Origin of the sequence: Anaerobacillus sp., assembly GCF_046314235.1 — a bacterium.
Taxonomy (GTDB): Bacteria; Bacillota; Bacilli; order Bacillales; family Anaerobacillaceae; genus Anaerobacillus.
The window spans coordinates 19,108-31,145 of sequence record NZ_JBKBWN010000018.1 but is presented as its reverse complement, the minus strand read 5'-3'; the positions used below and the strand labels follow the sequence as shown (position 1 = coordinate 31,145).

Genomic DNA, 12,038 nt, shown 5'->3' with positions numbered 1-12,038 from the left:
ATCTCTCCTTAATAACTAATTGATTAAGCAGTGCTTCATTATTTTTTGATGCGAAACTGGAAACGGGTATGCTTTAATCTCTAAAGCTGAAACCCATTGTGATCGTTCATTTGGTTTTATGCCGATACTTAAAAGCTCTACGTCAAAAATTGTTACGTCCCATTTTAAATGGGAGAATACATGTTCAACATGGAAAATTTGCTGACCGATTGTCGTCTGAAGCGAAAATTCGTTTTGCAGAAATTTTTCAAGCTGCAACTCCATTAATTCTTCACCTTCAAGTTCGACATTAGGAAACTCCCATAAACTCGCTAAAAGTCCTGTCGTTGGTCGTTGGTGAATTAAAACTTGATCATTTTCATTTTTAATAAAAGCACAAACTAATTTTTTCTCTTTTGGCTGCTTTTTTTTCGCCTTAATCGGTAGTTCAAGCTGAATTTTCTGTTCGAAAGCCAGACAATGCTTTTGCACCGGACATATTGAACATGAGGGTGATGTCGGCGTACATATTAGTGCCCCTAGCTCCATTAGCCCTTGATTAAATGATGAAGGATCATCAATACTAATTAACGTCGCAATGATCCCTTCAATTTTCACCCTTGCCTTTTGCTTACTAATATCATCGTAGCTTGCAATGATCCTTGAGATTACTCGCATGACATTACCGTCTACTGCCGGTTCTGGAATTCCATAAGCGATACTTAAAATCGCTCCCGAAGTATAAGGGCCAACGCCTTTTAACTTTGATATTTCCGCCTTGGAACTAGGGACAATGCCATTATATTGTTCATGAACTTCGCGTACCGCTGTCTGCAAGTTTCTCGCTCGTGAATAGTACCCTAATCCTTCCCAAGCCTTAAGAACGTCACCCTCCTCGGCAATGGCCAATGCTTCAATAGTTGGAAACTTGTCAACAAACCGATTAAAAAAAGGAATGACCGTATCTACCCTAGTTTGCTGAAGCATAATTTCTGATACCCAAACTTTATATGGATCGCCATCCTGTCGCCATGGTAAATCACGTTGGTTCCCTTTAAACCAAGTTAGTAAATCGTCTTGAAATCTTTTCACTGATGCTTTATTTTCTAGTTGCATAATCTTCTCCTCTAGTCTTGAATCGGTTGCGTTTGAAAGGCCCAACAGTTTAATTTCTCTAAGCCACCTTCAATAAATCCGTCTAGTTGACTAAAAACTGGGTGTTCACACGATTTTCTTAGTTTTTTTAATGCATGATAGTGGGCTAAAGTAGGCACTTGAAACATCTCTACATAAAGAAATGGTTGATCAGTTGCAACAAACCACTCAATCTTTTCTGCACTAAACTCGGGAAGTTTATTTATTATTTCTTTCATTACTGCTTCATAGCCTTTAATATCTGTTTCTTTCACTTTGTATTCAATAAAAATTTGCAACGACGATGCGTTCATATTGCAAAACCCCTTTTTAAACTATATAATTTCGGGTAAAACTAAATATATATTAGATGATGGTGATCATTTCTCGATCACATTCAAGTTATCAAATAATACTGGAGGTGCTTATACTTTGGATACTGGTACACATGTTGTTATGGGCATTGCAATAGGCTCCATAGCAACATTAGATCCTGTCGTCGCAAACGATCCGCTTTTGGCCCAAACCGTAATGTTGGGTGCCCTTATTGGCTCTCAAGCACCTGATTTTGATACTGTACTTAAACTTAGAAATAATGCTAAATACATTCGCAATCATCGCGGAATTACCCATTCAATTCCTGCTGTTCTACTTTGGCCAATTTTGATTACCGCTATATTGGCTCTATTTGTTCCAGGTATAAATATACTGCATTTATGGCTTTGGACATTTTTAGCAGTCTTTTTACATGTATTTGTCGATATTTTCAATGCTTATGGAACACAAGCGCTCTATCCATTAAAAAAGAAATGGATTGCGCTCGGTGTCATTTACATTATTGATCCATTTATTTTCCTAGGTCATATTGCTGCGATCATCCTTTGGCAAATGGGTGCTCATCAAGCTTATACATTTTTAGGATTGTATGTTATTTTGATATTTTATTATATTTGGCGCTTTTATGCCCGAAATAAAGTATATAATACAGCAAAACAACAGCATCCTGATGCTACCCATATTTTTATTTCGCCGTCCTACAATTGGCAAAGGTGGCATATCGTCATTCGTACGAAAAAAATGATGTATGTCGCACAGGCAACAGGTAATCAGCTTAATTATTATGAAGAATATCCGTTTCAACCAATCCCAAATGACCCAGTAATTAATGCCGCCCTAAAAGATGAAAATTTAGCCGCATTTTTATCGTTCTCTCCTTCTTACCGATGGGAGGTCGTTGATGAAGGCGATCATCAAGAAGTCCGCTTTATTGATCTTCGCTACCGTAGCAAAGGTCATTATCCGTTTGTGGCGATTGTTCGACTTGATGATCAGTTAAATATTTTAAGCTCTTATACAGGTTGGATATTCAGCGAAGAAAGCTTACGAAAAAAACTCGAATTTGCAACAGAGTAAACTATATAGAGAATGAAAAGTAAGCAAATGTATTATTACTTTTCATTCTCTTTCTTTTAGTAAATGTTTAAATTTCTCATTTCTAGAGGCAAACTCATGGAGTCTCGCTCCATAATTTTCAATGAATTGGGTGACGAACCTTTCTGTGACAGCTTGTCCTTCATATTCTCTACCTGCTTTTGCCCTTGTTGCTTCGAAATCTTCCCATAATGCTTCTACCCAATTACGAGCTAACTCGTAACTAAGCTCATTGTTTTGCTCGATTAAGATCTTTGTGAGATGATCAAATTTTTCTTCCACTTATCTTCCCTCCTATTCATTACATTAATTTCATCTTATAATCCAGCTTTAATAACCCATACTAACTTTGTACCGCTAATAAGGAGGTTTTCACCGATGCGTAACAAAGAAAAAGGGTTTCCAAACCGAATGTCTTTCGACGGCGAGCCACGCGCAAAAGAAGAATACTCTTCAAAACGTGCTGATGGTACAATTAGAAATCATCCCCAAGAGCGGATGATGAATTCTAATCAAAAGCGAAAATAAGTAAGTAAAGAAGCCTTGTTTATGTTTGGATAAAACTAGGAGGTGCTTATCTTGAAACAATTTAGTAAAGGTCGTAGCCCTAACTATCAAGATCCGTTCCAATCTCCACGTGCCAATCCAAAACACTCGTATGCGCAAGTAAATGGTGAGACTGAGGTTAGTCTTCATAACTACGTTCTTCGAGTGCAAACACGAAAAAGAGCGTAGGGGTACAGGTTGCCTAATCGAAAATTTAGATTTTCGATTTAGGCAGCTTTTTTATTGCTTAATTAATAAGGCAATCGGAAAAGCTTCTTCCTCTTTCTCATTTCCTTCTCGGTAACCCCAAGCAAAAATTCCATTCATATACGAAATTTTAAAGATCGTTCCTTCTCCGTCATTAATTTCATACGTTTCACCAGCGTTGTAATCATCTGGATTTAACAAATATGATTTTGCCATGACTATTTTTCGTTCATAAACTGCTAACTCGTTCACCATACCCATTTGCTCTGCTTTTTTTGCTTTATCATTTAAAAGAGTTATTTCCTGACGAATTTCATATTCTGACATTTGACTGTAGCGTTTTTCCACGAAAATCCCTCCAAGATAGAACTAATTTCTTACATTATTATATCTAATTTTCTAAAATGACAAAACTATTATCGTTTATCCGCAAAGCATCAAACACCAAGCGGTAAAACATTAATAAATTTTTTCAGCCCTTTTTGGTAGTCTAGCGAATTGATCTAAAAATAAAAAACTGCACTCTACTGTTAGTTTAATGTCTAACAAGTAGTGTGCAGCTCTCTTACATTATAATAAATACGCTAAGACCAAACCGATGACCCCTGAGAATAACGAGTAGTATAGCATCGGTCCAATTGTCATGCGAATAATTGTCCCTTCCTTGCCAAGTAAGCCAACTACAGAAGCTGCTGCAACTACGTTTAAGACGCAAATCATATTGCCGGCATTTGCGCCAAGCACTTGCATACTTAGAACAACGGTTGGATCAACACCAATTTGATCTGCTACACTAAACTGGAACAATGAAAACATCATATTACTAAAAGTGGCACTACCTGAGATAAATGATCCTAACGCTCCGATTAAAGGAGCCACTAACGGCCACGATCCTCCCATTAATGCGGATGCAGTGTTCGCTAACTCAATTGGCATACTCTGTAGATTTGCATCATTTAAACCTGAATTAATAAAAATCCGAACCATTGGTACTGCGGTAAATAATGCAATTGCACTGCCAACGATAGCGCGACCTGACATTGAAAATGTTTCTACTAATTGCGCTTTCGTCATTTTATGAACAAAGAACGTAATTAAAACAACTAGGACAAACACCGAACCAGGTAAATATAAGGGCTGTAACGATGTGCCAATATCAGTACCTAAAATATTATTCCAAGAAATCTTAAAGCTTAATAACCATTGTTTTAATGGCAATACTTCAAGCCTTGTCAGAACTAGGAAAAGTCCGACTAATAAATACGGCACCCAAGCAACTAAAAGTGGTAATTCCTTTTTCATGCCCTTTTCCTTGACTTGGGCAGCTTCGCTTGCATATTCTTGACCAATCCATGCTTGTAACCAATCGGCTCTCTTTGGGAAATCCCATGTTTCCTTTGGTAAGAGAAAACCTTTTTTTGCGGCTGGGAGAACAATAATTAAGCCAATTAAGCCACCAAAGATGGATGGGAACTCTGGCCCTAAGAACGTTGCGACAACTAATGCTGGAAGCGTGAAGGCGAGTCCTGCAAAAAGGGCAAATTTCCATACTTTTAGTCCTTCTTTAAAGGAACGATTTTCGCCGAAAAACTTTGTTAACAGAAGCACCAAAATTAACGGTACAAAAGTACCAACAATGACATCTATAGTCATCACCTGCGCTCCTAATACGTGCATATAATCAAGCATCGTCATGTCACCTAGAAATGGTTGAACAATTGGTGCAATTTCTGACCCTTCTTGTAGTCCTTGATTAACTCCGACGATTATTGGCGTTCCTACCGCTCCGAAAGAAACTGGACTACTATCAGCAATTAATGCAAGTACAACAGCTGCCAGAGGTGGAAATCCTAAAGCTACTAATAAAGGAGCTGCGATCGCAGCCGGTGTTCCAAAGCCTGCTGCACCTTCAATAAAGGCTCCAAATAACCAAGCAATGATTATTAATTGTACGCGGCGATCAGCAGTAATACCTAAAAAACTATTGCGGATTGTATCAATCGCTCCACTTAGCTTTAACGTATTCAAAAGTAAAATGGCTCCAAAAACTATGTACAAAATTGATACGCCAATAATGATCCCTTCAAGCGATGCAGCCACAACTTGAATAACTGGTACTTTCCAATATAGAACAGCTAAAATCGCTGTAGCCAAAAGACTAATCGGCATCGCCTTAACAGCAGGCATCTTAAGAACAACTAAAAAAAGTAAAACCGCTATAATAGGTGTTAAAGCAACTAAAGTAGTAAACATTTATTATTCTTTCCTTTCATTAAATAAAAACAGTATTTTTAAACCGGTGACTTGAAGTACTTTAACATATTAGCGCACCAGTTTAAACCATATTTCTGTAAAATTAATATATCAATTTCACCAGTTGCTCTCTTAAACAACAAAAAATCCTATGATAGCAAGGATTATCTGTATCTTATTTATTCCCCGTCCCCTTCATAATAGTCAAGGAACTTTTCAATCAAATCAAAGGAAAAGCCGCGACGGTACAAGTATTGTTTAACCTTCTGATTTTTTTCCCAACCAATCACAGTTCGATATTTCTTAAAAGCTTTTTCCCCTTGGTAATTGATAGCATCCCATTCTTCATCGATTTCATCTTCTACTTCTTCATTAAATATTTTAAAGGCTTGTTTAACGATATCATGTGAGAATCCATTTGAGACTAATTGCAAATGTATTTTTTGATCTTGCTCCATGCGCGAAGTCTTTAACTTAGTTGGGTACTTTTTCTTGATAAACTTAACTGCTTTCTCTAACTGCTCTGATATAGAGTACAACTGGAGACTTTCTTCAATTTCAGCTACGCCAACGCCTTTTTCCATTAACTCTCGCTTAATTGACTCAGGTCCTTTTAATGTTAAATTAAGCCTCGTCTGGACAAATGCGCTTGCATATTCGTTATCATTTAAATACTTTTCTTTTATTAATCTATTGACGATCTTACTAACAACTTCAGGTTCTAGCTCCTTTTTTCGTAAATAATCCTGTACTTCTTTTACAGAGCGCATTCGGTAAGACAAATAGTTTATTGCAGATTGATATCCTTTTCTAATATGGTCTTCAACAACAATATCAGCAAGAAATTCCTTCGTTACTTCCAAACCTTTTCTTAAATTGTATGAAATTAAAATTGCTTCATCGACACTAAAAGCATACTCCTCATCTAGGAAAATATTGTAACGTTCTTTATTCTTCTTCTGGATCGTAATTTTCGAAATCACTGCCATCCTAATCACTCCTTCCCTAAGTATGGTTACTGGCTTTTTCCATTTCAATTTTGCATAATGGATTATAAGAAATTGTGGAGGTGTTTTCTATGAATATTGTGATATGTGGTGGCACTGGATTAATCGGTTCGAGTTTAGTCGACAGCCTTGTTAAAGATAAACATCATATCTACATTTTAACAAGAAATCCTCAAAATAAGAAAAAAATAGATAATATTACATATATAAAATGGTTGGGTTCTGATGATACACCAGAACAACATCTTGAAAATATTGATGTGATAATTAATTTAGCAGGTGAAACAATCAATAGCCGTTGGACAACTGACCAAAAACAAAGGATATTAAATAGCCGGATTACCGCTACTCGTAATTGCATATCATTAATTGAAAGGTTAAAGAAAAAGCCTGCTGTTTTTCTTAACGCTTCTGCGGTTGGGTTTTACGGAACATCACTGTCTTCCATTTTTACGGAAGAACAGGATGAAGCTGGGACGGATTTTCTAGCTACGGTTGTTGAAGAATGGGAGCAAGAAGCAAAAAAGGTCGAATTACTTGGGGTTCGAACAGTCTTCCTTCGCTTTGGAGTCATATTGGCAAAGGATGGTGGTGCCTTAAGTAAAATGATTCTCCCATACAAGCTTTTTGCTGGTGGGACAATCGGAAGTGGTCAACAGTGGCTGTCCTGGATTCACATTGAAGATGCCGTTAACCTAATTAAGTTTGCGATCGAAAATGGCGAAATTTCCGGACCACTGAATATTACCGCACCACACCCAATGCGAATGAAGGAATTCGGAAAAACACTAGGAGCTATCATTCACAAACCACATTGGCTACCGACTCCAAGCTTTGCCTTAAAACTGTTACTGGGCGAAATGAGTGTACTTGTCCTTGAAGGACAAAATGTAGTTCCTAAAAAAGCAATTGACCATGGCTTTCAATTTAAGTATCCCAATCTAAATGAAGCATTGAAAAGTTTGAATTTATAAGGTTTATCATGAGGCTGTCCAAAGTAAAGCATCAGTCACCTCGTTTAATACAAATAGATTAATGTACAAACATACATTACTATATAGTATCACATTGAGGTGTACTGCCACTTACATGACAGCCTATTTATTTTTCATTGAGGTGCGCAACTAATGCGACCGCTTTTATATAACATTTAAAGGAGTATAGCTATGAAAATTCTTATTCAAAATGCAACTATTTACCCGATTACTTCGCCAAAAACTGAAAAAGCTTCTTTATTAATAAAAGATGGGAAGATTGCTTTAATCGAAAAGTCCATTGAGCCGACAGCTGACATGACGGTTATTGATGGAACGAATAAACATCTTCTCCCAGGGTTTATTGACTCCCATACTCATTTGGGATTATATGATGAAGGAACTGGTTGGGCTGGGAATGATGCGAACGAGACAATTGACGCGCTCACGCCACATATTCGAGCAATTGACGGTGTCTATCCATTGGACATTGGTTTTAATGATGCCGTAAGGTTTGGAGTAACGACAGTTCATGTTATGCCTGGAAGTGCTAATGTTATTGGCGGGACAACTTCTGTCATAAAAACTGTGGGTAAGAATGTACAAAAGATGATTATTAGAGAAACCGCTGGCTTGAAACTAGCACTAGGTGAAAATCCCAAACGAGTGCATAGTACTTCTACTAAAAATAACGATATTACTAGGATGGGAATTATGGGTATGCTTCGTGAGGCATTTTATCAAGCGAAACAAAACCCAAATGAAGATGATCTTCGAATGGCACCAATTATAAAGGCATTAAAACGGGAAATTCCGGTTAGAATTCACGCTCACCGCGCTGACGATATCCTGACTGCTGTTCGCTTTGCTGAAGAATTCCAATTAGATTTACGGATTGAGCATTGTACAGAAGGACATCTAATTGCTGAAGAATTAACCCATTACCCTGTTCAAGTATCAGTAGGACCGACTCTAACAAGACGTTCAAAAATTGAATTAAAAAATAAGACCTGGAAAACATACAGCATATTAACTGAACACGGCATTAATGTTTCAATTACAACTGATCACCCTTATACTCCGATCCAATATTTAAATATATGTGCTGCTATTGCTGTTAGAGAGGGATTATCAGAAGAAAATGCCCTTAAAGGTATTACAATTAACCCAGCAAAAAATTTGGGCGTCGATGATCGAGTAGGGAGCTTGGAGGTTGGAAAAGACGCTGATGTTGTTCTTTGGAATCACCACCCGTTTGACTATATGGCAAGCCCTGATTTAACAATAATAAACGGGGAAATTATTTACAAAAAATAAATAAAAAAAGGGGTTCCATTTTTAGTTCAAATCGATTATGATGATAAAGGATTTTCAAGTAAACGAACTAATACATGAGTTAAAGCCCGTATTTTTGAAGGTAAAGTACCTTAAACAACGAAAATGGCTTAATTTCGTGAAATATCGCATAAATTGAGAATTTTTTGTTTAACTTTATGACTATTCTGGGTATAAAACCAATACAATATAAAAAGCACATGTACCGTACTCGCGGTGACAAGTTTTTAACGTGCTTTTTATTTTTTACTCTGCAGGTTGTCTCGTCGAACCGAGGTGCTGCAATTATATGTTTTGATAATAGTTCTATAAAGAAAAGAAATGGGAAGGCAATTGGTTGCGCCACCAGTGTTACTGGTCCTAGTGGGTTCGATTCCCACCCCGAATTTGATAGGCAATTTCATTAAATTCGAGGGGTGGAGCGAGCTAAGGCTTATTTTTCTGCCCCTATGTGGAGGGGTAAAAAATGATTAAAAAGCGCGATTTAGCAGATTGTCACAAGCTATATGAGTTAATGATTGATCCAGCTGTTTTCCCATTTGTTCGTCAAAAAGCAAATTCCTATGATGAGTTTCTCTTCTTAACAAAACAAACGATTGAGGCTGAAGAACGGGGTGAACTTATTTCACGAACAATCCTTGATGAGTGGGGTAACCCTATTGGAACAATTAATTTATTTGATGTTAATGAACATGCCGGCTTTTTAGGCACGTGGTTAGGCAAACCATACCATGGAAAAGGGTATAATAACCTTGCAAAGGATGCATTTTTTAACGAATTATTCTACGAGCTTTCAATCGAAGCTGTATACATGAGAATTCGCACAGAAAATATTCGCTCTAGAAAAGCCGCAGAAAAACTATCTTACGTGACTTTAGCAAACGAAACTCGAAAAGATATCTTTGATCAAATTAACAAAGACACAATCATATATGATTTATTCCAAATTGAAAAAGACCAATTTACGCTTTACCAATACAGACAACAACATGCACATGCACATGAATTAGAGCTAAAAGAAGCATAATAATCAAGTAGGAGCTGACTAAGTATGTCACTCCTATTTTTTTATGCACACAACATAGGCGTGTCCGCGCGGAAAACTGATTTTGACGCACTACTCAACATTTTTTGCGCTGAAATACTAAAAAATGGCGCAGAAGCTCATGAATTTGGCGCACGAACTTGGCTGGCACTCGCAGAGAAATAATATCGGTGCAAGCGAGTTGATTTGGACGGGGTTTACATTATGGTCCTGAATAAATTTATTATGATGTAAGCAAACTACTTGTGAAAATGCTTACTAAAGGTGGTAGAGAAAAATGGAAAGTAAAAAACAACGCGCTAGAGACGAACGAAAAACGTTAAAAAAGGCACAAGAAGTTCATTTCTTATCTGAGTTTAAAGCTGCTGACCGAGCAATGGAACGTGCTAGAGGAAATAAACAATAATTAAACGGGGTGTTTTCGAATGGCTAAAAATAAGCAAAAAAAAGCAGAAGAAGTAGTAAGTGATGGAAGAGATATTGAATTTTCACAAGAATTAGCTGACCAAGACGACCTAGAAGCTCAAGAGCGCTCTAGAGCAGCAGATGCTAGAGCCAAAAAACGAAAATAATTAATTTGAGGAATGACTAAAAGAAGTGAGCTCAAGCATGATATAGCATTTGAGCTAGTATCTTTAATGTCATTCCTTTTTTTATGCTCTTTTTTAATCAAACTTCATAAAGCGGTTTTCACTACAAACTGTTTAATCTGTTAAAGCAATGTGACAAAGGTAAATCGCAATGCGTACAAACTAGTAAATGGCGCACTGCCCTATTAATTAGTTAATTGGAGTCCGAGTGGCCTTTTTACTCGGACTCTATTTCTATTTTCTGCACATAAACTAGTAAGTGCGCATATCAATTCAATTTTTGGCGCAGGTATCTTTTAAAAAGGCGTAGAAAGACTAGATTTTTGCGAAAAACCTATACCGAATCGTGCACAATTATTAAATAAGCTCGCAATCTAAGGCAACGCGCACAAAAACTCATGCAATTCTTCAATTCATTCTTCTATTTCTAAATCTAGCTCATAAAGATGAATTGAGGTGGTTTCTATGGGGCGAAAATTATTAGAACAAATCATAACTCTATTTACTGCGGCTACTGGGGTTATGGCCGCTCTTGCATGGAATGATGCTGTACAAGCTTTATTTAATTCACTTTTCCCTTATGGCGAGGGCATCAGGGAGCGGTTTATATTTGCTATTTTGATCACAGCTATTGCTGTTTTAATCACGACGATTTTTGCAAGCTTTTTAGAAGAAGAGTAATACGCATCTTTCAGGTATTGTTTGCTGCGTGAACGCGATTGAGAGTTAAAGCCCTGCGTAAATGGCTCGTCCATGTTTTGATTATCAAAAAAAATCTTAACTAATTTTTTAACTATTCTTGAAAAAAGGTGAAAATGGAACAATTAGGTAGCAATAAAAGATAATCCTAGTGCTCATTTTCGATTATGGTGATTAACGGAAGCTAATCGCTATTTATCACGGATTAACACGTTTGCTTATCTATAGCGAACTTACTATCATTAAATAGTGTTAACAATTACTTTAAAGGAGAGTGACATATATTTTCATGCATAGACATTTCGGTGATCTGCAATGAAAAGTAAAAATACAATGGACCAAACAATATCTATAGAAAAACCAAAAGTAACTGACGGGTCATTAATGTGGCAGTTGGTATCACAATCCACCTTGGATTTAAACTCACCATATAAATACATTATGATGTGTGAATATTTCAGTGAAACATGTGTGGTTGTTAAAAAGAATGAGAACTTATTAGGATTTATAACCGCCTTTATTCCCCCAAAGCAACAAGATGTCATCTTCGTATGGCAAGTTGGAGTTGACCCATCTCAACAAGGAAAAGGTATCGCATCAAAAATGCTTGCTGAACTTTTAAAAAGAGATGTCTGCAAAAATGTTCGATACTTAGAAGCAACTGTTACCCCATCCAACCAAGCTTCACAATCTTTATTTCGAGGCTTTGCACGTAAAAATCAAAAAGAATGTGTAGTTACACCATGTTTTCCTGCCGATTTGTTCCCAGGAGAAGGCCATGAGGAAGAACTCACGTTTCGAATCGGCCCATTTATCTGAGTAAAACGATCTGTTAAGT

Annotated in this window: 16 protein-coding genes; 10 read left to right on the top strand and 6 right to left on the bottom strand. The window is 37.0% G+C overall.

Annotation, left to right across the window (positions count from 1 at the left end; translation table 11 throughout):
* Positions 1-15 precede the first annotated feature (15 nt).
* Together mutY and ACK4M9_RS19110 are read right to left on the bottom strand one after the other, a co-directional pair.
* On the bottom strand, positions 16-1,095 hold the full coding sequence (gene mutY / locus ACK4M9_RS19115) for an A/G-specific adenine glycosylase (protein ID WP_409854142.1): 1,080 nt from the start codon (positions 1,093-1,095) through the stop codon (positions 16-18).
* Between the two features lie 11 nt (positions 1,096-1,106).
* A complete protein-coding gene (locus ACK4M9_RS19110) occupies positions 1,107-1,427 on the bottom strand; it encodes a hypothetical protein (RefSeq protein ID WP_409854139.1) in 321 nt (106 codons plus the stop codon).
* A gap of 118 nt (positions 1,428-1,545) precedes the next feature.
* On the opposite strand from ACK4M9_RS19110, the gene ACK4M9_RS19105 reads away from it, so the two are divergent.
* Entirely contained in the window at positions 1,546-2,526 is a 981-nt protein-coding gene (locus ACK4M9_RS19105) for a metal-dependent hydrolase (RefSeq protein WP_409854137.1), read from the top strand.
* A gap of 42 nt (positions 2,527-2,568) precedes the next feature.
* Here ACK4M9_RS19105 and ACK4M9_RS19100 read toward each other — a convergent pair whose 3' ends face one another.
* Complete coding sequence (locus tag ACK4M9_RS19100) at positions 2,569-2,826, bottom strand: YfhJ family protein (RefSeq protein ID WP_409854135.1); 258 nt, start codon at positions 2,824-2,826, stop codon at positions 2,569-2,571.
* Between the two features lie 96 nt (positions 2,827-2,922).
* Here ACK4M9_RS19100 and sspK point away from each other — a divergent pair, with 96 nt between their 5' ends.
* Positions 2,923-3,072, top strand: a complete 150-nt coding sequence (sspK, locus tag ACK4M9_RS19095; protein WP_409854132.1) for a small, acid-soluble spore protein K — start codon at positions 2,923-2,925, stop codon at positions 3,070-3,072.
* Between the two features lie 51 nt (positions 3,073-3,123).
* A complete protein-coding gene (locus ACK4M9_RS19090) occupies positions 3,124-3,279 on the top strand; it encodes a YpzG family protein (protein WP_409854130.1) in 156 nt (51 codons plus the stop codon).
* 51 nt (positions 3,280-3,330) lie between these two features.
* On the opposite strand, the gene ACK4M9_RS19085 is transcribed toward ACK4M9_RS19090, so the two are convergent.
* The 3 genes from ACK4M9_RS19085 to recX all read right to left on the bottom strand — a co-directional run bounded on the left by ACK4M9_RS19085 (position 3,331) and on the right by recX (position 6,539).
* Positions 3,331-3,645: a YfhH family protein gene (locus tag ACK4M9_RS19085; protein ID WP_409854128.1), complete on the bottom strand. Its 315-nt coding sequence runs from the start codon at positions 3,643-3,645 to the stop codon at positions 3,331-3,333.
* 222 nt (positions 3,646-3,867) lie between these two features.
* Positions 3,868-5,550, bottom strand: coding sequence for an L-lactate permease (locus ACK4M9_RS19080; RefSeq protein ID WP_409854125.1), 1,683 nt, complete (start codon positions 5,548-5,550; stop codon positions 3,868-3,870).
* Between the two features lie 179 nt (positions 5,551-5,729).
* The gene (gene recX, locus ACK4M9_RS19075; RefSeq protein WP_409854122.1) at positions 5,730-6,539 is read right to left on the bottom strand and encodes a recombination regulator RecX; all 810 of its coding nucleotides are present in this window, start codon (positions 6,537-6,539) and stop codon (positions 5,730-5,732) included.
* Positions 6,540-6,628: 89 nt separating this feature from the next.
* On the opposite strand from recX, the gene ACK4M9_RS19070 reads away from it, so the two are divergent.
* The 7 genes from ACK4M9_RS19070 to ectA all read left to right on the top strand — a co-directional run bounded on the left by ACK4M9_RS19070 (position 6,629) and on the right by ectA (position 12,019).
* Complete coding sequence (locus ACK4M9_RS19070) at positions 6,629-7,531, top strand: TIGR01777 family oxidoreductase (RefSeq protein ID WP_409854120.1); 903 nt, start codon at positions 6,629-6,631, stop codon at positions 7,529-7,531.
* Positions 7,532-7,723: 192 nt separating this feature from the next.
* The gene (locus tag ACK4M9_RS19065) at positions 7,724-8,848 is read left to right on the top strand and encodes an amidohydrolase (RefSeq protein WP_409854118.1); all 1,125 of its coding nucleotides are present in this window, start codon (positions 7,724-7,726) and stop codon (positions 8,846-8,848) included.
* A 484-nt stretch (positions 8,849-9,332) separates the two neighbouring features.
* On the top strand, positions 9,333-9,893 hold the full coding sequence (locus tag ACK4M9_RS19060) for a GNAT family N-acetyltransferase (protein ID WP_409854115.1): 561 nt from the start codon (positions 9,333-9,335) through the stop codon (positions 9,891-9,893).
* Positions 9,894-10,188: 295 nt separating this feature from the next.
* Complete coding sequence (locus ACK4M9_RS19055; RefSeq protein WP_409854112.1) at positions 10,189-10,317, top strand: YfhE family protein; 129 nt, start codon at positions 10,189-10,191, stop codon at positions 10,315-10,317.
* 19 nt (positions 10,318-10,336) lie between these two features.
* A complete protein-coding gene (locus ACK4M9_RS19050; RefSeq protein ID WP_409854109.1) occupies positions 10,337-10,483 on the top strand; it encodes a YfhD family protein in 147 nt (48 codons plus the stop codon).
* Between the two features lie 483 nt (positions 10,484-10,966).
* On the top strand, positions 10,967-11,182 hold the full coding sequence (locus ACK4M9_RS19045; protein WP_409854107.1) for a DUF5654 family protein: 216 nt from the start codon (positions 10,967-10,969) through the stop codon (positions 11,180-11,182).
* Between the two features lie 333 nt (positions 11,183-11,515).
* Complete coding sequence (gene ectA, locus ACK4M9_RS19040) at positions 11,516-12,019, top strand: diaminobutyrate acetyltransferase (protein ID WP_409854105.1); 504 nt, start codon at positions 11,516-11,518, stop codon at positions 12,017-12,019.
* The last annotated feature ends 19 nt before the right edge of the window (positions 12,020-12,038 follow it).